Below are 19,542 nucleotides of genomic sequence, written 5' to 3' on the forward strand. Positions count from 1 at the left end.
CTCTTAAAGTGGAACTTGAACGGAGCTGGGTGACGAAAGCTGCTTCACGCGCAACACCTTAGGGCGATTCGACAAAAATTGCACCGGGAGGACTTGCGCTCCAGAATCAGAGTTTGTTAACCATCTGTTGTCAGGATCCGAATCAGTTGTTCAAAGGCGTTTTGTTGAGTGCCGCGAATGCGGCCGACCTGACGCCCAGGAGCGGCGACTATGGGGAACTGGCATGCGCGTTTTGCTGATTGAAGATGACAGCGCCGTCGCGCAGTCGATCGAGCTGATGTTGAAGTCGGAGAGCTTCAACGTCTACACGACCGATTTGGGGGAAGAAGGCGTCGACCTCGGTAAACTATACGATTACGACATTATCCTTCTCGACCTCAATCTGCCCGACATGTCCGGCTACGACGTGCTCAAGCAGCTCCGGGTCTCCAAGATCAAGACACCCATTCTGATCCTCTCCGGCCTCGCCGGCATCGAGGACAAGGTCAAGGGTCTCGGCGTCGGCGCCGACGACTACATGACCAAGCCCTTCCACAAGGACGAGCTGGTGGCCCGCATCCACGCGATCGTGCGCCGCTCCAAGGGCCATGCCCAGTCGGTCATCCAGACCGGCGACCTCGTCGTCAACCTCGACACCAAGACGGTGGAAGTCGGCGGCCAGCGCGTGCATCTGACCGGCAAGGAATACCAGATGCTGGAGCTGCTCTCGCTCCGCAAGGGCACGACCCTCACCAAGGAAATGTTCCTCAACCACCTCTATGGCGGCATGGACGAGCCCGAGTTGAAGATCATCGACGTCTTCATCTGCAAGCTGCGCAAGAAGCTCGCCAACGCCTCCGAAGGCCGCAACTTCATCGAGACCGTGTGGGGCCGCGGCTACGTGCTGCGCGAGCCGCACGAAGCCGACGAGCGCATCCCCGCCTGATCTCCTGGGTTTACGTCGCGAGCCGGTGGCTCGCTCCTCCCAGCCTGGACCCCGCCGCAAATGGCGGGGTTTTCGTTTTTTGGGGCCTTCCCTTGCACCAGGCACCTTGCGCGAGCTGAGCGCGCGCCTCGTCCTTCGAGACGCGCGCAAGGGCGCGCTCCTAAGGATGAGGCTAAGAGGCAGCCGTGCCCGTTGAAACCGGCGCAACTCGCGCGGTCCTCATCCTGAGGGCCCGCCAAAGGCGGGCGTCTCGAAGGATGGCCGCAAGCGAAATCGGTGCAACAACCCGGTCGATACGACTTCATCCCTCTCCAACCTTTGAACCACTAGCCTTCCCCTGCCGACGAATGGTCGCTGCACGATGGGGGAACGATGATCCTGCAATCACTCGCCGGCCTGCCCGCCTTCCTGGTCTATTTCTGCACCGGGCTGATCGCGATCGTGGCCTATCTGTTCGTCTACACCCGCATCACCGCGCACAATGAATTCCAGCTGATCCGCGACAACCAGCCGGCCGCGGCGATCGCGCTCGGGCTCAGCCTGCTCGGTTTCGTGGCGCCGCTGGTCAGCGCCATCGCGCATTCGGCCAACGTGCTGGACTGCCTGATCTGGGCGACCATCGCGCTGATCGTGCAGGTCGTCGTGTTCTATCTCGTCAAGGTTCCGGTGCCGGACCTGTCGAGGCGCATCGATGACGGCGAGCTCGCCCCCGCGATCTGGCTCGGCCTGTCCTCGCTCGCCGCGGGCCTGCTCAACGCCGCCAGCATGATCTACTGACATGATAGCGAAGTGATATGGCCGACAAACCCGCCAAGACAGAATTCGGCAAGCGCCGGCCGGTCGCCGAGCCGGCGCCGCCGCGCACGCCGGCGAAGCGCTCCGGCCATGTCGCGCTGCTGGTGATGGGCACGCTCGCGGTCGGCACCACCGCCTACACCTTGATGCCGCGGCAGAATTGCGAACCCACGCCGGGCGCCGTGCCGGGACAGACGACCACGACCTGCACAAGCAGCAGCAGTTCGTCTGGAGGCAGCTCGCGCTGGCCGTCGCGGACGAGCTTCTACAGCGGCGATTCCTCGAGCCATTCCTCGTCGAGCACGTCATCCAATGTCAGCCACAGCAGCGTGAGCCGCGGCGGCTTCGGCTCGTTCGGCCACGGCTTCTCGGGCGGCGGCTGATCCATGCAGCGCATCACATGCCTCGAGCGGGACGACTGGCGAGAGACGGCGGCGCGCTGCGGCTTCGTGTTCCACACCATCGACGGCGAACGCTATTGGGACGAGCGTGCCTATTACGGCTTCACGCTCGACGAGATCGAGCGCGGCATCGAGGCGCCGACCGGCGAGCTCGACGCCATGTGCCTGGAGCTTGCCGGCCGCGTCATCGGCGACGAGCGCTATTTGCGCCGCCTGAAGATTCCGGACGCGTTCTGGGGCCTGATCGCCGAGAGCTGGACGCGCGACGACCGCAGCCTCTATGGCCGGCTCGATCTGAAATACGACGGCAAGTCACCCGCCAAGCTGCTCGAATACAACGCGGATACGCCGACCTCGCTGTTCGAGGCTGCCGTATTCCAATGGACCTGGCTCGAACAGGCGATCGAGCGTCGCGTCATCCCCGCGCGTGCCGACCAGTTCAACTCCATCCATGAGCGGCTGATCGCGGCGTGGAAGGAGATCGCCGGCGGCCGGCACGTCCATCTCACCGGCATCACCGGCAATGCGGAAGACGCCGGCACGCTCGCTTATCTCGAGGACACCGCGCGCCAGGCCGGGCTCTCGACCAAGCTACTCGACATCGAGCAGGTCGGCTGGCGCGACGAGCCTCGTGGATTCGTCGATCTCGACGATGCCGACATCGCGCTCGCCTTCAAGCTCTATCCCTGGGAGTGGATGTTCCACGATTCCTTCGGCGCAAAGCTGAAGGACGCAAGCACGCGCTGGATCGAGCCGCCGTGGAAGGCCGTGCTTTCCAACAAGGGCATCCTGCCGCTGCTGTGGGAGATGTTTCCGAACCATCCCCATTTGCTGCCGGCCTTCTTCGAGGACGACGCGCGGGCGGCGGAGCTCGGCACGTCCTATGTGCGCAAGCCGTTGCTGTCGCGCGAAGGCGCCAATGTTACGCTGGTGTCCGGCGGCATGCCGCTCGACGAGCAGACAGGCCCCTACGGCGCCGAAGGCTTCGTGCGGCAGGCGCTGGCGCCGCTGCCGAATTTTTCGGGCTTCTATCCGGTGATCGGAAGCTGGCTGGTCAACCACGAGCCCTGCGGCCTGTCGATCCGCGAGGACGAGAGCCCGATCACCGGCAACCGCTCGCGGTTTCTGCCGCATGCAATTTTGTGAGGTCGTCATTCCGGGGCGCTCGCGAAGCGAGTGAGCCCGGACTCCATAACCATATGCGGATCAAAGGAGCTGGCTCTCCCAGCCTGCCTGTTACGATGGCATGTGGTTATGGATTCCGGGCTCGGCGCTTATGCGCCGCCCCGGAATGACGAGAGAGCTCACTTTGCCGCGGCGATCTTCAGCGACGGCGGCATCAATCCGCCCATGGGCCGGCCGGAGCGCGCGGGGTTGAGCTGGTAGAGGCCGCGGCGGTCCGCGATCGGGCGGAATGCGTCGGTGATGCCGACGACGGATTCGGCGGCGCCGAGCAGCAGCGTGCCGTCGGCTTCCATCGCCTTGGCGAGGCGCTCGAAGATCACCGCCTTGGTGTCCTGGTCGAAATAGATCAGCACGTTGCGGCAGAAGATCACGTCGAACGTGCCGAGATGGGAGAAGTCCTGGAGCAGATTGAGCTGGCGGAACTGCACCATCGCGCGGATGTCGGCATTGAGCTGCCAGAGCTCGCCGGCTTGCGCGAAGTACTCCATCAGGTGCTGGATCGGCAGGCCGCGCTGCACCTCGAACTGGCTGTAGAGGCCGGCCTTCGATTTCTCCAGCACCTCCTGCGACAGGTCGGTGGCAACGATCTCGACGCGCCAGCCCGCGAGCGCCGCGCCCATCTCCTTCACGCACATGGCGATCGAATAGGGCTCCTGCCCGGTCGAGGATGCGGCCGACCAGATACGCAGGCTCTTGCGCGCCGCGCGAGCCTGGATCAGGCCCGGAAGGATGCTGTCGCGCAAATGATCGAACGGGATCTTGTCGCGGTAGAAGAAGGTCTCGTTGGTGGTCATCGCCTCGACCACGTCGCTCGCGAGCCGTCCGTCGCCGTTCCTGATCTTCAGCACGAGATCGGGGATGCCGGGAAGGCTTGCCTTGCGGGCGAGCGGCAGCAGCCGGCTCTCGACCAAATACTGCTTGTCGGCCGAGAGATCGAGGCCGGAGCGCTCCTTCAGGAACTTGCGCAGGTAGTCGTAATCCGTCGGCGTCACGAGCGGTCTCCCGCGAACAGGCGGTTGACCTTGGCGCCGATCTGATTGAGCGGCAGGATCGCCGCGCAGATGCCGGCATTGGCCGCCGCACCCGGCATGCCCCAGACCACGCTGGAGGCTTCGTCCTGTGCGATCACGCTGCCGCCGGCGGCGACGATGTCCTTGCCGCCGCGCATGCCGTCCGAGCCCATGCCCGTGAGGATGACCGAGAGGATGTTGCCGTGCCAGATGTCGATCGCCGAGGTGAAGAGCGGATCGACCGCGGGCTTGCAGAAATTGACGGCGGGGCCGTCATCGAGCGCGATCACGACGTCCGCGCCGCTGCGCGCGACGCGCATGTGCTTGCCGCCGGGCGCAAGATAGATCCGTCCCGGCTTCACCGGCTCGCCGTCGACCGCCTCGGCTGCCGGGCGGCGGCTCGAACGCGCCAGATGCTCGGCGAGAATGGTGGTGAAGGTCGGCGGCATGTGCTGGGTGATGAGCACCGGGAAGCGGTCGATCACCGAGCCGAGCTCGGTGACGAGCGCCATCAGCGCCTGAGGGCCGCCGGTCGAGGAGCCGATCAGGAGCACCTTCGGCGCCTGGCTCGAGAACGGACGCGTCGAGGTCGATCCCGACGATAGGGCAGACACGGCCGGAGCGGGCGCAGGCGCCGCAGGCCGCGCAACGGGGCCGCGCGCGGCCGGAGCCGGGCTCGCGGGCGCCAGCGGCGGACTCGCGACCGCGGGCTTGCGCCGCACCCGTGCGCCGAGATGGCGGATCTTCTGGACCAGATCGTGATGGAAGATGTCCGCGGCCGAAGCCTCGCGCGTCGATTCCGGCTTGGGGATGTAATCGGCCGCGCCGAGCGACAGCGCCTTGAAGCTGATCTCCGCGTTGCGGCGGGTCAGTGTCGAGGCCATGATGATGACGAGATCGCGCTTCTTCGCCAGAAGCTGCGGCAGCGCCGAGAGGCCGTCGAGCTCGGGCATTTCGATGTCGAGCACCGCGACATCCGGGTTGATGCGATCGAGCTGGTTGACCGCCTCGAGCCCGGTGCGCAGCGACGCCGCGACTTCCATGTCGTGCTCGGCGCCGACCCAGCGCGAGATCAGACCGCGGATGACGACGGAGTCGTCGACGATCATCACCCGCAGCGGTCCGGCTTCGCGCGACGGGCTCGTGGTGGAATTACCTGCGAATGCAACACTCATTACTCACCAACTCAGCTGAAACGGTTCAGTTGAAAACAAGCGCCGAAGGATCCGTTCAGCCTCCGGACGAACGCTCAGATAAGGCCGACTTCCTGGAATTTGGCTGTCACGATATCCTTGTCGAACGGCTTCATGATGTATTCGTTGGCACCCGCGTGCAGAGCGCGTGCGATATGCGCGACGTCGTTCTCGGTGGTGCAGAACACCACCTTGGGCTGGTCGCCGCCGGGCATCCGCCGGAGATGGCCGAGGAACTCGTAGCCGTCCATGACAGGCATGTTCCAGTCGAGCAGCACCGCGTCGGGCAGACCGCGCTTGCAGGCCTCGAGCGCCTTCTCCCCGTCCTCGGCTTCGAGGATCTGAAAGTCGAGCCCCTCCAGGATCCGGCGCGCAACCTTGCGGATGACGCTGGAATCATCGACGACGAGACAAGTCCGCATGTGAACCTCTGCTTCCTCCCCCTTGCGGGGCACTTCCAATTACTGGCACGTCGTCGGCGTTGCCGCCGTATCAGGCCGCCATCATCTCGGGCGCGAGCTCGAGGACGCGGTCGACGTCGAGGACGACCATGAGCTGGCCGTCGAGGCGATGCACGCCGCCGGCGAGCTTGGCCATGCGGGGGTCGAGGTTGACGGGATTCTCCTCCATGCCGGCCTCGGGCAGGCGCAGCACTTCGCCGATCTGGTCGATCAGGAGGCCGTAGGATTCGCCGCGCAGGTCGACACCGACCGCCATCGCGGTCTTGTCGTCCTCGTCCCTGGGCAGGCCGAGACGCGAGCGCATGTCCACCACGGTGACGATGCGGCCGCGCAGGTTGAGGACGCCCGCGATCTCGTGCGAGGACAACGGCACGCGGGTGACGCGCTCGGGCATGAACACGTCCTGCACGCGCGAGATCGGCAGGCCGAACAGCTGGCCGCCGATCATCGCGGTGACGTATTCGACCATGGCGCCTTCGGCGGACTGGGTCTTGCTGGTCATGTGTCTCTCCTGTTCCCTGTCCTGCTCTATGCCGCGGCCCGGTTCAGCTCGGAGGCGCCGGCGGCGCCCGCGGTCTGCTCCTTCAGCGCCGCGATCAGACCGGGACGGTCGAACTTGGCGACGTAGTCGTGGAAGCCGGCCTGGCGGCCGCGCTCGATCGCCGCCGGCGACACCAGCGCCGAGAGGCCGATGATCGGCATCGAACCGAGATTGTTGTCGGAGCGAATGACTTCCGCGAACTCGAACCCGTTCATGTCGGGCATCTCGATGTCGGTCAGCACCACGTCGAAGCTCTGGGCGCGCAGCGCGGCCAGGCCCTCCTGCGCGGTCGGCGCGGTGCGGACGCGATATCCGGCCGCCTTCAGCACGGGGGCCAGCATGTTGCGGAAGAAGGCGCTGTCGTCGACCAGCAGCACCGACTGCGAGTGCAGCGACGGCTTCATCTCCTTGCGGGTGAACCAGTCGGAGAACGCCATCGGCAGGAAGTGGCCGACGTCGATCACCTCGGTGGCCTGGCCCTTGATCACGGCCGAGCCCAGAATGCCGGAGGAGGAGCCGCCGACCTCGATGTTGAGCCGTTCATCGACGATGTCGATGATCTCGTCGACGACGAGGCCCATGGAGCGGCCGTCGTCGGCGAACACCAGGATCGGCTGGGCGCCCTGGCTCGCGACGGTGACGCCCTCCATGGCGACCAGCGGCATCAGCTGCTCGCGGTACTGCACCATGTAGCGGCCGTTGGAGAACTCGATCTTGTCGGCGGGCAGCTCCTCCAGGCGCGTGACGAGGCCGAGCGGGACCGCCTTGGGCTGCGAGGAGCCGGCACGGAACACCAGCAGCGAGGTGGTCTGCTCGCCGGAGCCGACGTGATGGGCGCCGTTCTCGTCACCCATGCCGTGGGCCGAGGAGCCGGCGGCGCCGAGCGCCTTGGCAATGCCGTTGGGATCGATGATCATGATGACAGCGCCATCGCCCAGAATGGTGTTGCCGGAGAACATGTCGATGTGACGCAGCTTCGTCGACATCGGCTTGACCACGATTTCTTCGGTGTGGAACACGCCATCGACCACGATGCCGAAGGTCTGGCTGCCGACCTGGGTGACCACGATGAAGCCGTTCTCGGGATCGGAAGCCGCGCCGTCGTCGATCTTGAGCAGCTTCTTCAGGTGGATCAGCGGCAGCAGCTTGTTGCGGAGCCTGAGGACGGCGGTGTCCTTGATCCGCTCGATGCGGTGCTCGCTGTTGGCGCGGGCGCGCACCAGCTCGACCACCGAGAGCTGCGGGATGGCGAAGCGGTCGCCGGCAGCTTCCACGATCAGGGCGGAGACGATGGCGAGCGTCAGCGGGATCTTGATGGTGACGGACGAGCCTTCACCGGCGACCGACTTGATGTCGATGGTGCCGCCGATCTGGTCGATATTGGTGCGGACCACGTCCATGCCGACGCCGCGGCCCGAGACCGAGGTGATGGCGGCGGCGGTCGAGAAGCCCGGCGCGAAGATGAACTTGTGGATCTGGGCTTCGCTCATCTTCTCGAGTTCGGCCTCGGTGACGAGGCCTGACGAGATCGCCTTGGCCTTGATCTTCTCGGTGTTGAGGCCGCGGCCGTTGTCGGCGATGCAGATGATGATGTGGCCGCCCTCGTGATAGGCGGACAGGCGGATGGTGCCCTGCTCGCCCTTGCCGCTGGCGAGGCGCTCGGCGGGGGTCTCCAGGCCATGATCGGCGGAGTTGCGCACCATGTGGGTGAGCGGGTCCTTGATCAGGTCGAGCACCTGGCGGTCGAGCTCGGTGTCGGCGCCGTGCATCTCCAGTTCGATCTGCTTGCCGAGTTCGGACGACAGATCGCGGACGATGCGGGGCAGCTTCTGCCAGGCATTGCCGATCGGCTGCATGCGCGTCTTCATGACGCCTTCCTGCAGCTCGGCGGTGACGTTGGAGAGGCGCTGCAGCGGCACCTTGAACTCGGTGTCCTCGTTGCGGCGGGAGATCTCCAGCAGCTGGTTGCGGGTCAGCACCAGCTCGGAGACCATGGTCATCAGGTGCTCCAGCGTATCCACGTTGACGCGGATCGACTGGTTGGCGATGCGGTCGCCTTCGCCCGCCATCTCCTCGCTCATCGCCCTCTTCGGCGCGGCCTTCTCCCTGGCGGGTTTTGCGTCCTTGGCAATTTGGGCTTCAGCAGCCGGCGCGGGCTCGGCCTTTGCTTCGGCAACCGGCGCGGGCTGTTCGATCGCGGTCTCGCGGAAGGCGCGCTCGAGCTCGTCGAGCGAGACTTCGCCCGGACGCAATGGACGCTCCAGCGTCTGATCGATCAGCGTGCCCGTGGTCATCTCCTTGGCGGGCTCCGGTGCAGCGGCCGGCGCTTCCGGCACCAGCGGAGGCGCATCGGCAACGGGAGCAGCAGCAGCGCCGGCAGCCATGGCGGCCATGCCCTGCTCGACCATCGCCTCCAGCTTGTCGATGAGGTCGCGGTCGTTGCCCTCGGGCTCGGCTTCGGTCGCCTCCAGCCCTGCGAGGATCTCCTTGATGCGGTCGATCGAGGACAGGATCACCGTCACCGCCTCGGCGGTCACGGGCATGCCGTCGCGGAATTTGCCCATCAGGGTCTCGCCGGCATGCGCCAGCGCTTCCAGCCGCGGCAGCCCGAGGAAGCCGCAGGTGCCCTTGATGGTGTGGACCAGGCGGAAGATGTTATCCAGAATCTTGGCGTTGTTCGGCTCCTGCTCGAACTTCACCAGCTGATTGTCCACGGTGTCCAGGCTCTCGCTGGTCTCCGTCAGAAACTCCCGCAACAGATCATCCATGAAAACAGGCCTTCATACAGGAAGGGCGCGCACGAGGCGTGATGCGCCATTTCGGAATGGAGCCAGCTTCACCGCAAAGCGTTTAATATTGGTTGAGTATGTGCAAAAGAACGGAACCAACAAAGAGATAAGGCGCTCCGGACAAGCCGAAGCGCCTCGTAAAGAATTGGTTAAGAGGCTGGGCGCAACGCGCCGTTTACGAAGCGGTAACGATGATGGCTTCGCCTTCCGGCTTGAGCGTCACGGTGAGCCCGCAGGCCTGCGCCAGCAGCCGCGTATAATAAGGCTGGATCGCATGCGCATCCGCAGCAGGACCGCGCTCACCGCTCAGGAGCTCGGAGATGTTCTGCGGCAGGCGGGCATTATGCCCGGTCGCGGTGATGCGAAAGCTCATCGTCTCACCCTCGCCGATCGGATCGACGACCAGCATGCCGCCGCGCGGAATCGTATGCTGCGCCACGACCAGCATGTTGAGCAGCAGCTTGACGCGATTCTTCGGCAGCAGCAGCCGCGGCAGATTCCAGGTGATGGAGCACTTGCCGTCCTCGATATGGCCTTTCGCCATGGTCTGGGCATCGCCGAGATCGATCTGGGCGCCGGAGGAGCCGGCGGCGCCGAACGCCAGACGGCAGAACTGGAGCCGGGCGGAGGCGGTCTTGGCGCTCTTGCGGATCAGGTCGAGCGCGAACTCGCGGTCCTCGGGCTTGGGATCGTCGTCGAGCACTTCGAGGCCGTTGACGATGGCGCCGACCGGGCTGATGAGATCGTGGCAGACCCGCGAGCACAGCAGCGCGGCGAGTTCGAGCATGTCGGGGGCAGTGGTAGGCGCGGGCGACGAGGCGTCAGACATAAAAGGGGGTCCTGGAGGGTTCCTGGAATTGCACGGCGCTGGACGCCGCGAATCACGCATGCTTGACGGATGCCGCGACTTCTAACATTCGCAAGCCTGCGGCAGCTAGCTTGCGATCGGATCGAAGCGGCCATAAGCCCGGGCGAAACGATCAAGGCGAATCAACCGAGGCGAATCGGTCGAGGAGGAACCAAATTGCCGACGAATGAGGCATCCAGGTGAAGCGGATCATCGACGGAGCGGCCGCAGCCGGCCTGATGGAGCCGCTCACCGCGCTGGTGGTGAAGGCCGGCGAAGCGATCCTTGCCGTCAACCGCGCCGCCATGCGGGTCGACGGCAAGCAGGACGGCTCGCCGGTGACCGAGGCCGACCTTGCCGCCGACCGCATCATCGCCGACGGCCTCGCCCAGCTCGCGGGCGAGGTGCCGACGCTGTCGGAGGAGCGGACCCAGCTCGCCTCCCCGCCGTTCCAGGGCAGCTTCTTCCTGGTCGATCCGCTCGACGGGACCAAGGAGTTCGTCGCCGGCCGCGACGAGTTCACCGTCAATCTTGCCCTGGTGACGGAAGGCGTGCCGCTGCTCGGCATCGTGTCCGCACCCGCGCTCGGGCTGCTCTGGCGCGGCATCGTCGGCCGCGGTGCCGAGCGCGTGACGTTCGACGGGGCGACCATCAGGGCCGCCGAGCCGATCCGCACCCGCAAGCTGCCGGCGCGGGGCGAGCCCTGGGTCGCGGCCGTGAGCCGCTCACACGGCGATGCCGGGACCGAGGCGTTCATCGACAAAAGGCCCAACGCCGTGAGGATGACCTGTGGCTCGGCGGTGAAATTCGGCCGCATCGCGGAAGGCAGCGCCGACATCTATCCCCGCTTCGGACCGACCTCCGAATGGGACGTCGGGGCCGGCTGCGCGGTCGTGACCGCCGCCGGCGGCAAGGTGACCGACGGCAAGGGCGGCGAGCTCCGCTTCGGCCAGCACGGCGGCACCGGGTTCATCATCCCGGCGTTCATCGCCTTCGGCGACGCGCAGGCGGCAGGCGGCTACTGACCGGCCGCCCTACTGGCCGAGCTTCTCCTGCAAGGCGGGCCAGCGCTTGCCCACCTCATAGAGGATACGGTCGGGATCGGCGACGAAAGCGTCCCGCGTGGCTTCCCGGTTGAACAGATAGAGCCGCTGCGCCACGATCGCGAAGAAACGGGGATTGCCTGCGACGGTGACGCCGCGGGCGATATCGGCCGGATCATAGCCGCCGAATTGCGGTCCATAGATCTCGGGATGGGCCAGGAACGACGCGCGGTTGCCCTCGTTGCGAAAGCGCCAGACTGCGCCCCAGAGGTTGGCCTCGAACTCCGCCGTGCCCTGCACGGCCTGGCCGTCGACAAAATAGGCGACGGGGTCGAATCCCTCGATGGCGACGCCGCTGAAGCGGTTGACGACGACCCGTTCGGTGGTGGCAGCCGCCGCCGGCTGCCGCGCGCCGATGAGCCCCATGCCCGACAGCAAGCAGACGAGGAGGCCGATCAAGGCGATTCCGGGGCGCAAAGGGCTATCTTCCTGCCGTTGTGCCGTCATAGTTGCTGCGGATAACATTCGAGTCGAGGGGACGTCCGGCGAACCTAGAGCCGTGCCTGTTGGCGTCAGGTTAAGGAAGCGACCGGATTCGGTACCAGGGGTTTTTTATGACTTTCGCATCACGCCTTGCTGCGCTCGCGCTTGCCGGATTGGTCGGCTGGATCGTGCCGGCCTCGGCCCAACCGGCGCCGGCGCCGGACCTGCCGCCGCCGCAGCGTGCCCCGACGCCGAACACCTATGGGCCGGACGAGCTCGTCACGACCGGCCACCGCTTCTTCGGCAACGTCTCGCGCGGGCTCGCCTCGATCATCGAGAAGGCGGTCAGCCAATGGGGCCTGCCCAACGGCTACATCCTGGGCGAGGAAGGCTCCGGCGCCTTCGTCGCCGGCCTGCGCTATGGCGAAGGCACGCTCTACACCAAGAATGCCGGCGACCTCAGAGTCTACTGGCAGGGCCCCTCGCTCGGCTTCGACTGGGGCGGCGACGGCGCGCGCACCATGACGCTCGTCTACAACCTTCCCGCCACCAACGCGATCTACCAGCGCTTCGCCGGTCTCGACGGCTCGGCCTATATCATCGGCGGCTTCGGCATGACGGCGCTCACCGCCAACAACATCGTGCTGGTGCCGATCCGCTCCGGGCTCGGCCTGCGGCTGGGCGCCAATATCGGCTATCTCAAATACACGCCGCGCGCGACCTGGAACCCGTTCTAGGTCCCCTCCTCCCAACCGGCTAGCGATCAAGGTTAACGGCAGAGCGGGGCTGGCTTTTTGCCGGCCCGCCATGGCATGGTCGTTGGTGAATTTTTCCTTAAGCTTGGGAGTTCTGGCCCATGGTCGAACCGATCATGTACCTGGCGATCGGTTTCCTGCTCTCGATGCTGTGCGGGCTTGCCATCGTGCCGCTGGTGCATAACCGCGCGGTGCGCCTGACCACGCGCCGGCTCGAGGCCGCCACCCCGCTGTCGATGGCCGAGATCCAGGCCGACAAGGACCAGCTCCGCGCCGAGTTCGCCATGTCGGCGCGGCGGCTCGAGATGAGCGTCGAGCAGCTCAAGAACAAGACCACGAGCCAGCTCGCCGAGCTCGGCAAGAAGAGCGACGCCATCAACCGGATGAAGATCGAGCTCGGCGAAAAGAACGCCACCATCTTCGCGCTCGAAGCCCGCGAGAAGGCGGTCAAGGAGCAGCTCCGCGCCACCGAGGAGGAGTTCAACGCCAAGACCGCAGCCTTGCGCGAGGCCGAGATCGCGTTGGCCGACAAGCAGGCCGAGCTCGCCAAGATCAACTCCGAGCTCTCCGACCGCTCGATGATGGCGGAGAGCCGGCAGGTCGAGCTGGTCGCGGTGCGCGCGCAGATCGAGGCGCTGAAGATCCGCGTCGGCGATGCCGAGAAGGAGTTTGCCGCGACGCAGGCGCGCCTGGCACAGGAGCGGACAGAATCCGAGACCGCCTCGCGCGAGCTCGCCGAGGCACGCGGCCGCGTCGAAAATCTGAGCCAGCGCGTCACCGACCTCGACCGCCAGCTCATGGTGCAGGTCAAGGAAGCCGAGATGCTGTCGGCCCGCGTCGCCGACCTCGAGGGGCGCCTCGCCACGCAGGGCAAGCTGCTCGCCGAGCGCGACTACGAGAACAATCAATTGCGCCAGGCCAACGACGCGGCCGAACACACCATCAAGGAGCTGCGCGTCGAGATCGCTGGCCTCAGCGGCGGCAGGTCGTCGGCGGCCGTGGAAACGCTGCGCGCGGAAAAGGCCGCGCTGGAAGAGCAGCTCCGCGCCACCCGCGACGAGCGCGCGAAACTCCAGCGCGACGTCAACGCGATCCAGCAGCAGGCCGAAAGCTCCTGGGCCACCGAGCGCATGGAGAACGCGCTGCTGCGCGAGCGCATCAACGACATCGCGGCGGAAGTCGCCAAGCTCGCCATGCAGCTCGAAGGCCCGAACTCGCCGATCGAGGCGCTGCTCGCGGCCGAGGCCGGCGCACCGCCGAAGCCGGCCCCACGCCCGGCCAACGATGCCGCGACGGGCAGCGCACCCGCGGCCCGCCTGCCCGAAGGCGGCGGAACACTGGCCGAGCGCATCCGCGCGCTCCAGGCCCACGCCTCCCGCGCCCGCCAGCAGGGCGCGTAAGCGGCCCAAATCGCCGCCTCCGCCGCGAATGAGGCCACCGAGGCGAGGTTTTCCGGCCTCGCGGCGCCGGGAAACTTGACACCTCAAGCCCGCACTTCTAAATCGCGGGCTCCAAGGCACCGGCCGGCCGAAAGGTCCGGCCGCCTGCATGATGGTCCCGGGCGCATAGCTCAGCGGGAGAGCGTTCCCTTCACACGGGAGAGGTCCAAGGTTCGATCCCTTGTGCGCCCACCACGCTTCGCCAAAGGCTTCGCGTGGCACAGCCACGCCCAATCTTCGCGAAGCGTGTCCGGCGTCGCTCGAAGAGCGTAGACGGACTGGGGGTATTGCCTCCGCTCTGTCGAAACTCGAAAACAACCCCATGCACAGTAGCGGGCGCGAGCGAAAGCGAGAAACCACGACTTTTCCGAATTTTGATTGAGGCGTCGGGCAAAACCCCGAGCCGCTTCGCAGTTCGTTGTGGGAACGATCTTCCCGCTTCTGGCGGCTGGGTTCCTTGAGCGCTGACATTGCTGCGGCGCGGACCGCGAAGCTCGGGCTTCAGCGCCATACGAACAAGCCGTCGCTTGTGAAGTAGTTCACAGCTCCAGAGCGTGCCTTATGCGAGTTTCGGCCCTGCTGAGCTGAGCAGCGGAGAACTATAATTTTCGCGATAGAGCTTCATTGGGGGCAATGGGTCTTTGCGCAATTTGCGCATTCATCGCCAAGGTCTTCCAGCTATTCACCGCATCAGCTGCAAGGAGGATGCCGACAGTTTTTGGCTTACCACTCTTTGCGATACCAGCGTGCACGACACTGCTCCGATAAAGTGATCGCTGAGCGAATGAGGTCGGTCGATGATAAATTCCAAAGAGCCGCGCGACCTGAAAGACGTGTTGAAACTCGATGCCTCCGAAGTCCAACTGAAGCACCTCAAGTTCTTTCCGGCCATGACCGGGTGGTTCGAGCCCACACTCCTTCTGAAACTGCTTCTCAATGTCATCATATCGAAACTGTTTGGGCAGTACGCGGACCGCAGATTGACACATGCGGCCCTCGATAAGCAAACTTTCGAAGAGAGCCGCAGTACCACGGATTTGAGAAAAGATATCGGTGATGACCAAGGAGAGGTCTTGATCGATTATGTCGCCGACCTGGGTGACGGGTTCGATGCAACCTATGCCGTCGCTTATGCACTTGCACAGCCCTCGCTAACGCTGCCCGAATTCGAAAGACCGCTTCCTCGCGCCCACGTATTGGTGATGGGCGGCGACCAGGTCTATCCTACAGCTGCGCGCGACGAGTATATCGCCAGGCTACGGCGCCCCTACGAATTTGCGTGGCCTAAAAGTGATTCTGAGAAGCCGCGCCCCCTGCTCGTACTCCCCGGCAACCACGATTGGTATGACGGGCTTGTGGTTTTTCTAGCCCTCTTCTGTCGATCTAAATCGACAAGGATTGGAAACTGGGCAACGAGGCAGCGCAGGAGCTACTTCTCCGCCCGAGTCACCAACAACTGGTATATCTGGGGTATAGACATCGCGCTCGTGCGCGAAATGGATCAGCCTCAGGCTGACTACTTCGTTGATGCCGCAAACAACATGCCTGACGGCGCCAACATCATTCTCTGCAGTGCAGAACCTGGTTGGTACGAAGCCGAGAAGGAAGGCGACTCGTTTCGGACCCTTGGATATGCTTCGCAGATCGCGGAGAACGCTGACAAGCACCTTCGTATTCCGCTCGTGCTATCGGGTGACTCACACCATTATGCTCGCTATCAGGGTGCCAACAGTCAGTTTATCACATCGGGTGGAGGCGGCGCGTTTGTCCACGGCACTCTCGAACTGAAGGATTCAATCAGTACGGACTGGCTGAAAGAGCGAGACGCAACTCTCTCGTTGCAGGCCGAATATCCGTCGAAGGAGGAGAGCAGAAGACTTCTTCGCGAGCAGAGCAGGTTTTTCCATAAAAATCCTGGACTCTCGTACGTTCTTGGCAGTTTCTACGCGATGTGTTGCTTTGTGCTGACACAAGCGCCAATCCCAGAGACCATTGTCGGGACCTGGCTTATGCTCTTCCTGGCGTTCTGGGGCTATTTCGGATACCAGGAGGGTCGTTTCAGCGCCGCAACTATGCTGTACTCGGCCGCGCATGCGCTGGTTCACTTCGCTGCAATTGTGATCTTGAGCACCGTTCTCTGGCTTGTGCGAGAGAACCTGTTGATCCTCGGGAGTCACTGGCTTCTTTGGGCTCTGGTCGTGGCGTTCCCCGTGCTCCCTCTGGGCGCTCGCATTGGGGGCTGGATTTTTGGCAAATATCTACAGCTTGCTTGCCTGCACTTGAACCGATGTCACAACGATGCCTTCAGTGCAATGCGACTCGATACTCACCGGCACTTCTTGAGAATGCGCATTGTCGGCGATGTGTTGACCATTTGTCCGATCTGCATCGATCAGCCGCCATCCCGAGCAGCGTGGCAGACAAATGACGAGCGCAGCCCAGACAAGCCCTCGCTGTTCGTGCCGCCGCGTAAGTTCAAGCCCCGACTCTTGGAGCCTGCCATCGTAATTGCGGCAGAGGAGTCCCTCTCGTCTGCGGATGTCGATCCATCTGCTGAGATCTTCCAAAGGAAAGATGATCAGTAGAACTAGATCCAACGCGCGGCCGCGCCGCTCGGTAGAGCGCGACAGGACCAGTCACGAGTTACGGACCCGGGAAGCACAGGCCGGATCGTCCCCTCACCGCTTGCGCGTTCGCGCGACGACGAACCACAGGGTCGCGTTGGTGAGCTCGGCGGTCACTTGGTTCGGCGTCGCCGGCGGCACGTCGCGGTGATCGACGACGAGCAGGCATGGGCCTGGCTTCGCGATCGGGACTGATGCGACACCGTCGGCGTCGGTCTTGAACTTGGGGATGTCCTTCTCGGGAAGCGCGGTTCTGGCGTCTCCGCGTTCGACCTCGGCGCCGGACAGCGGCTTGCCCTTGAACAGCACCTTGACCCGCAACGCACTGCCCGGCTGCACCTCGGCCGGATCGGAGAGAGGTACGATCTCGAGGTCGTGTCCGAGCACCTCCTGCCAGGGCGAACCGGGGCCCGAGATCGCCTTCGCGAATTTTCCCGACCATAGGCTTTCAGCAGCGTCCGGCACCAGCCGGCGCGTGGCATTGCGGTAGAGGCCGCTTGCGGTCTTGACCCAGACTCCGTTGTCGTAGCGCCCCGCGATCAGGGTGTGTCCGCCGTCTGCGAACGGCTTCGAGCGCGCGACCTGGACGCCGCCTTCCGATGCCGCCGCCAAGCCGTCGAGCAGCGAGCGGCGTCCGCTCGCCGTGATCGCGACGAGGTCCACGACCTTGTCGGCAAAGGCAGGCGGCCGGTCGTCGGGATGACCGTAATTGACGATGACGCGGCGCGCACTGGCCGGGCCCGACAGGCTCAGCCAGACGTCGTGGGCCAGCAACGGGCCGGCCGAGCCGAACAGCAGAGCGGCCGAGACGAGAGCGCGTTGGACGAACGGGAAGCACGGAGTCATTTGATCACCAGTCCAGTGTTTGCCACAGCCGTTGCGGTCGGGAATCGGTAAGTGAGGCCCGCAAGCACGGCCAGCCTTGGTTGCGCGCTGACGAAGATGTCAGAGGAATTGGCGCCGGTGGGATCGCCGAAATTGATGGCGATCTCGCTGAGGCGGTCGCCGGGATACCACGTCGCCTGGCTGAACGCGGTCCAGCCCTCCGGCCAGCTATAGGCCAGCTTGCCGGTGACGCGCGAGTAGGGCGAGGTCGTGATCAGGCCGTCCTGCGTCAAGTTCTTCTTGCCGACGAACGTCACGTAGGCAGAGCCGGAAAGCATCTGCGCGTTGCCGGTCGCCACATTGAAATCGATGCCGACATTGGCGACGTAGTTCGGCACGTTCGGCACGAAGTAGGACGGCGCGGCATCGACCAGGCGTGCGCGGACGCCGCCATAATTGGCGAACAGCGACACGGTGCTGACGGGATCGGCGACAACGAACACCCGCGCATCGATATCGTAGCCGTCGCGCTGCGCCTTGCCGAGGAAGGTGACCGGCAGGCCGGGCGCCGCCTGGAACGCCTCGTTGGCGGAATCCGTGGTCCAGTAGCTCGCAAGAAACCTGACGCGGTCGAAGGTGAACTGGACGCCGCCTTCGCGGCTGACGATCCGGAACGGCTGGATACCGGGATTGCCGATCAGCTCTGCAGGGACGTCGATGCTGCGGAAGCCCTGGCCATAATTGGCGAACAACTCGAGCCATTTTACGGGCGTGATCGCGACGCCGAGCTTCGGACTGGCAATGCCGTTCGAGATGTTCGGCGTGCCGCCCGGCGTGATGCGGTCGTCGATGTCGTAGTAAAATTGATCGTAGCGTCCGCCCGCCGTGAATTTCAGCCACGACAGCGGCTTGACCTGGACCTGCCCGAAGCCGGCGACGTTGGTCTGCGTCAGTCCGACATTGACGACCGCCGGACCGGTGACGGCACGCGCGGTGGTCGGCGCCTGGAAGGCTTCGATGACATCCGTGCGCCAGTTGCCGCCGAGCAGCACCTGCACGGGAATGTCGTCGCCGATGGCGCCGGTCCAGACCTTGCTGAGCCGGCCGCCCACCATGGTGCGGTCGTCGTGCTGCACGCGCTGGCCGCCCCCGAAGTCGGCAAAGCGGTTGGAGAACTGATGGCTGACGAACAGCGTGCCCTTCAGTTCCTGGTCCTGTGCGCCGGAGGCGTAGTTGGTGACGAAGTTTTCGAGCTGCTTGTTGCCACCGTCGGTCCGGTTGGTCGCCGAACGCTCGGAGATCGTGCCGGCGGCGATGGCATCGCGACTGGCATAGCCGGGCGCGCCATATTCGGTGCCGTAAGCCTGCGCGCGGAACGAGATGGTGGCGCCGTCCGGCAGCGTCGTCGTGACCTTGTTGAACGAGTTGTAGCGGTTGACGAAGCTGTTATCGCGGTAGCCGTCGGTGTGATAGCCCTCGAGCGCGAGATAGGGCAACCACGCGCCCTGCGTGGTGCTGTAGGTCGCAACGCCACGGCCGGTCCCTTGCGTGCCGCCTGACACCCCGATGCTGGCGAACGGCTCGGCCTGCTTGGTCGTGATGTTGACCGAGCCGCCCATGTTGGAATCGCCGTATTCGACCGAGAACGGCCCGCGCACGATCTCGATGCTCTTGACGGTCTCCGGCAACAGGACGTTCAGGTCGGCATAGTTCGGCGTGTGCAGCGAGGAGACTTCGTTGAGCGGCACGCCGTCGATTGAGTAGGCGATGTCGCGCCCGTGCTCGGCGTCGGTGTAGCCGCGCAGCGACAAGCCGTAGCCGACGGCCCCCTGCCCGTAATTTGCGACGTTGAAGCCGGGCAGCGAGCGGAACAGATCGCCGTAGGTCGACACCGCGAGCCGGCTGATCGCCGGCGCGTCGACCACCGTCACGCCCGCCGGCAGGGCGGTGACCGAACTCGACACGTCGCCGCGGCCGACGGTCGCGCCGTTCGCATTCCAAAGCCCCGGAGAGGATGCCGGCTGCGCGGGGCGCGTGCGCTGCGCGCCGGGCGCGGCAGTCCGGGCTTGCGACGGCCTGGATTGCCGCGCACGCTTTGGCGTCGGCTCCGGCGCAATCACCGTGACCGGCGGCAACGCGGCTGACACGGTCGAGGCCGGGCCGGTTTGCGCGTTGACGGATTCGCCGGCTGCAAACCCGGACAATGTCATGCCTGCCAGCGCCAGG

Annotated in this window: 17 protein-coding genes and 1 tRNA gene; 9 read left to right on the forward strand and 9 right to left on the reverse strand. The window is 65.0% G+C overall.

The genetic code is table 11. The features are described from left to right. The first annotated feature begins 223 nt into the window (after window positions 1–223). From ctrA to AC3WLX_RS29140, 4 genes are all read left to right on the forward strand, one after another. Entirely contained in the window at window positions 224–925 is a 702-nt protein-coding gene (ctrA, locus tag AC3WLX_RS29125) for a response regulator transcription factor CtrA (RefSeq protein ID WP_016848562.1), read from the forward strand. Window positions 926–1,297: 372 nt separating this feature from the next. After that, window positions 1,298–1,702, forward strand: coding sequence for a DUF350 domain-containing protein (locus AC3WLX_RS29130; RefSeq protein ID WP_291630679.1), 405 nt, complete (start codon window positions 1,298–1,300; stop codon window positions 1,700–1,702). A 17-nt stretch (window positions 1,703–1,719) separates the two neighbouring features. Then, entirely contained in the window at window positions 1,720–2,103 is a 384-nt protein-coding gene (locus AC3WLX_RS29135) for a hypothetical protein (protein WP_492338579.1), read from the forward strand. A gap of 3 nt (window positions 2,104–2,106) precedes the next feature. Continuing rightward, a complete protein-coding gene (locus tag AC3WLX_RS29140) occupies window positions 2,107–3,267 on the forward strand; it encodes a glutathionylspermidine synthase family protein (protein WP_492338580.1) in 1,161 nt (386 codons plus the stop codon). 158 nt (window positions 3,268–3,425) lie between these two features. On the opposite strand, the gene AC3WLX_RS29145 is transcribed toward AC3WLX_RS29140, so the two are convergent. The 6 genes from AC3WLX_RS29145 to chpT all read right to left on the reverse strand — a co-directional run bounded on the left by AC3WLX_RS29145 (window position 3,426) and on the right by chpT (window position 10,129). Further along, window positions 3,426–4,298, reverse strand: coding sequence for a CheR family methyltransferase (locus AC3WLX_RS29145; RefSeq protein WP_492338581.1), 873 nt, complete (start codon window positions 4,296–4,298; stop codon window positions 3,426–3,428). Next, entirely contained in the window at window positions 4,295–5,491 is a 1,197-nt protein-coding gene (locus tag AC3WLX_RS29150) for a protein-glutamate methylesterase/protein-glutamine glutaminase (RefSeq protein ID WP_492338582.1), read from the reverse strand. Before AC3WLX_RS29150 ends, AC3WLX_RS29145 begins: the two co-directional genes overlap by 4 nt. Before the next feature lie 74 nt (window positions 5,492–5,565). Next, window positions 5,566–5,931: a response regulator gene (locus AC3WLX_RS29155; protein ID WP_007600538.1), complete on the reverse strand. Its 366-nt coding sequence runs from the start codon at window positions 5,929–5,931 to the stop codon at window positions 5,566–5,568. Window positions 5,932–6,001: 70 nt separating this feature from the next. After that, window positions 6,002–6,472: a chemotaxis protein CheW gene (locus AC3WLX_RS29160; RefSeq protein WP_492338583.1), complete on the reverse strand. Its 471-nt coding sequence runs from the start codon at window positions 6,470–6,472 to the stop codon at window positions 6,002–6,004. A gap of 26 nt (window positions 6,473–6,498) precedes the next feature. Then, a complete protein-coding gene (locus AC3WLX_RS29165) occupies window positions 6,499–9,279 on the reverse strand; it encodes a hybrid sensor histidine kinase/response regulator (RefSeq protein ID WP_492338584.1) in 2,781 nt (926 codons plus the stop codon). A gap of 196 nt (window positions 9,280–9,475) precedes the next feature. After that, a complete protein-coding gene (gene chpT / locus AC3WLX_RS29170; protein WP_291632054.1) occupies window positions 9,476–10,129 on the reverse strand; it encodes a histidine phosphotransferase ChpT in 654 nt (217 codons plus the stop codon). A 218-nt stretch (window positions 10,130–10,347) separates the two neighbouring features. Between chpT and AC3WLX_RS29175 the strand changes: the two genes are divergently transcribed. After that, window positions 10,348–11,172: a 3'(2'),5'-bisphosphate nucleotidase CysQ family protein gene (locus AC3WLX_RS29175; RefSeq protein WP_492338585.1), complete on the forward strand. Its 825-nt coding sequence runs from the start codon at window positions 10,348–10,350 to the stop codon at window positions 11,170–11,172. Between the two features lie 9 nt (window positions 11,173–11,181). Here AC3WLX_RS29175 and AC3WLX_RS29180 read toward each other — a convergent pair whose 3' ends face one another. Beyond that, window positions 11,182–11,667 (reverse strand): YHS domain-containing (seleno)protein, encoded by a 486-nt coding sequence (locus AC3WLX_RS29180; protein WP_492338586.1) that lies wholly within the window; start codon window positions 11,665–11,667, stop codon window positions 11,182–11,184. Window positions 11,668–11,804: 137 nt separating this feature from the next. Between AC3WLX_RS29180 and AC3WLX_RS29185 the strand changes: the two genes are divergently transcribed. The 4 genes from AC3WLX_RS29185 (at window position 11,805) to AC3WLX_RS29200 (ending at window position 16,452) form a co-directional block, all read left to right on the forward strand. Next, entirely contained in the window at window positions 11,805–12,410 is a 606-nt protein-coding gene (locus AC3WLX_RS29185; protein WP_291631142.1) for a DUF1134 domain-containing protein, read from the forward strand. Between the two features lie 119 nt (window positions 12,411–12,529). Then, entirely contained in the window at window positions 12,530–13,828 is a 1,299-nt protein-coding gene (locus tag AC3WLX_RS29190) for a hypothetical protein (RefSeq protein ID WP_492338587.1), read from the forward strand. Between the two features lie 159 nt (window positions 13,829–13,987). Further along, a tRNA-Val gene (locus AC3WLX_RS29195) sits at window positions 13,988–14,062 on the forward strand. Between the two features lie 602 nt (window positions 14,063–14,664). Next, window positions 14,665–16,452, forward strand: coding sequence for a metallophosphoesterase (locus AC3WLX_RS29200; RefSeq protein ID WP_492338588.1), 1,788 nt, complete (start codon window positions 14,665–14,667; stop codon window positions 16,450–16,452). A gap of 93 nt (window positions 16,453–16,545) precedes the next feature. On the opposite strand, the gene AC3WLX_RS29205 is transcribed toward AC3WLX_RS29200, so the two are convergent. Then, window positions 16,546–17,337 carry a DUF4198 domain-containing protein gene (locus AC3WLX_RS29205; protein WP_492338589.1) on the reverse strand — a complete coding sequence of 264 codons (792 nt, stop codon included), beginning with the start codon at window positions 17,335–17,337 and terminating at the stop codon, window positions 16,546–16,548. Further along, window positions 17,334–19,526 (reverse strand): TonB-dependent receptor, encoded by a 2,193-nt coding sequence (locus AC3WLX_RS29210; protein WP_492338590.1) that lies wholly within the window; start codon window positions 19,524–19,526, stop codon window positions 17,334–17,336. Before AC3WLX_RS29210 ends, AC3WLX_RS29205 begins: the two co-directional genes overlap by 4 nt. Between the last annotated feature and the right edge of the window lie 16 nt (window positions 19,527–19,542).

The sequence above is a fragment of the Bradyrhizobium sp. FW305-F6 genome, from assembly GCF_058782905.1.

Coding starts and splice junctions, on each gene's coding strand:
- AC3WLX_RS29155 (WP_007600538.1), bottom strand. CDS start 5,931: ATGCGGACTTGTCTCGTCGTCGATGATTCCAGCGTCATCCGCAAGGTT.
- AC3WLX_RS29150 (WP_492338582.1), bottom strand. CDS start 5,491: ATGAGTGTTGCATTCGCAGGTAATTCCACCACGAGCCCGTCGCGCGAA.
- AC3WLX_RS29135 (WP_492338579.1), top strand. CDS start 1,720: ATGGCCGACAAACCCGCCAAGACAGAATTCGGCAAGCGCCGGCCGGTC.
- AC3WLX_RS29205 (WP_492338589.1), bottom strand. CDS start 17,337: ATGACTCCGTGCTTCCCGTTCGTCCAACGCGCTCTCGTCTCGGCCGCT.
- AC3WLX_RS29160 (WP_492338583.1), bottom strand. CDS start 6,472: ATGACCAGCAAGACCCAGTCCGCCGAAGGCGCCATGGTCGAATACGTC.
- AC3WLX_RS29140 (WP_492338580.1), top strand. CDS start 2,107: ATGCAGCGCATCACATGCCTCGAGCGGGACGACTGGCGAGAGACGGCG.
- AC3WLX_RS29130 (WP_291630679.1), top strand. CDS start 1,298: ATGATCCTGCAATCACTCGCCGGCCTGCCCGCCTTCCTGGTCTATTTC.
- ctrA (WP_016848562.1), top strand. CDS start 224: ATGCGCGTTTTGCTGATTGAAGATGACAGCGCCGTCGCGCAGTCGATC.
- chpT (WP_291632054.1), bottom strand. CDS start 10,129: ATGTCTGACGCCTCGTCGCCCGCGCCTACCACTGCCCCCGACATGCTC.
- AC3WLX_RS29185 (WP_291631142.1), top strand. CDS start 11,805: ATGACTTTCGCATCACGCCTTGCTGCGCTCGCGCTTGCCGGATTGGTC.
- AC3WLX_RS29190 (WP_492338587.1), top strand. CDS start 12,530: ATGGTCGAACCGATCATGTACCTGGCGATCGGTTTCCTGCTCTCGATG.
- AC3WLX_RS29200 (WP_492338588.1), top strand. CDS start 14,665: ATGATAAATTCCAAAGAGCCGCGCGACCTGAAAGACGTGTTGAAACTC.
- AC3WLX_RS29165 (WP_492338584.1), bottom strand. CDS start 9,279: ATGGATGATCTGTTGCGGGAGTTTCTGACGGAGACCAGCGAGAGCCTG.
- AC3WLX_RS29210 (WP_492338590.1), bottom strand. CDS start 19,526: ATGACATTGTCCGGGTTTGCAGCCGGCGAATCCGTCAACGCGCAAACC.